The following is a 1,211-nucleotide window of genomic DNA, read 5'->3' on the forward strand; positions in this document are numbered from 1 at the left end:
GATTGAACGAAGCCGCTGACGCGGCATTTGGTGCGGGGGTTTGCGGTTGAGGCTTCTGTTTTGAAGGATTGCGGCTGTTGAAGCGCAACCTTGAGAACAGGAGATGAGCGATGGCCGATTTGAGCCCTCTGCGCCGGCGCATGATCGAGGACATGACGATCCGCAATCTGTCGCCGGCAACGCAGCGATCCTACATCCACGCGGTGGCGAAGTTTTCCCGGTATTTCGGCCGCTCGCCGGAGCGGCTTGGTCTGGAGGACGTCCGGGCCTTCCAGGTGCATCTGGTGTCGACCGGGATATCATGGCCGGCGTTGAACCAGACAGTATGCGCGCTGCGGTTCTTCTATGGCGTGACGCTTGGGCATGCCGAGATCCCGGAGCGGATTGCCTATGCCCGCGCGCCGCGCACGCTGCCGGTGGTTCTGAGCGCCGACGAGGTTGTCCGCTTCCTGGAGGCGGTGCCGAGCCTGAGGACGCGCACAGCCTTGACCACGGCCTACGCCGCTGGCCTTCGTGCTTCGGAGGCTGTCGGCCTGAAGGTCGACAGTATCGACAGCGAACGCGGTGTCATCCGGGTCGAGCATGGCAAGGGCGGGAAAGACCGTTATGTCATGCTGTCGGTGCAGCTTCTGCGGATTCTGCGGGTCTATTGGCGGTTGGCAAAGCCGAAGGACTGGCTGTTCCCCGGTCGCGACGCAACCGCGCCGATCGATGTGCAGGTCCTCTATTCGGCCTGCCGCTCGGCGCGTGCCGCCGCCGGCATCGACAAGCGCGTGACGGTCCATACGCTTCGGCACAGCTTCGCCACGCATTTGCTGGAGAACGGCACCGATATCCGGATCATCCAAGTTCTGCTCGGCCACAACCATCTGTCGAGCACGGCGCGCTACACGAAGGTCTCGAACGGCCTCATCCGGCGGACGGAAAGCCCGCTCGACCGGCTGCGGCTGGAGGTCGTGCCACCCGGCTGAGCTCGCCTCGCCATGTCGGCGAGACTGGAGGTGGCGGATATCTTTCGCCGCCACGCAGAGGCGTATCGGCAGGTCCATGACGGCCATCTCGGGCGCGTCGAGCGGCGGGTGATGAGCGCGATCGAGCTTTGCCGGACGGCCGAACTCGGTGGCCATGTCCAGGGATGCCGATCCTGCGGGGCGATCAGCATCGCCTACAACTCCTGCCTTATGGGCAGATCCAGTAATGGGGAGTTGGCG

General features: G+C 64.2%; 2 protein-coding genes. Both read left to right on the forward strand.

Going from position 1 to position 1,211, the window contains the following annotated elements:
- Positions 1-110: 110 nt before the first annotated feature.
- The gene (locus NKH02_RS34335) at positions 111-971 is read left to right on the forward strand and encodes a site-specific integrase (RefSeq protein WP_352884260.1); all 861 of its coding nucleotides are present in this window, start codon (positions 111-113) and stop codon (positions 969-971) included.
- Between the two features lie 12 nt (positions 972-983).
- Positions 984-1,211 (forward strand): transposase zinc-binding domain-containing protein (locus NKH02_RS34340; RefSeq protein WP_352884263.1); only part of this gene is annotated, 228 nt, incomplete at its 3' end.

It is taken from the genome of Mesorhizobium sp. M1396, assembly GCF_040317725.1.
Taxonomy (GTDB): domain Bacteria; phylum Pseudomonadota; class Alphaproteobacteria; order Rhizobiales; family Rhizobiaceae; genus Mesorhizobium.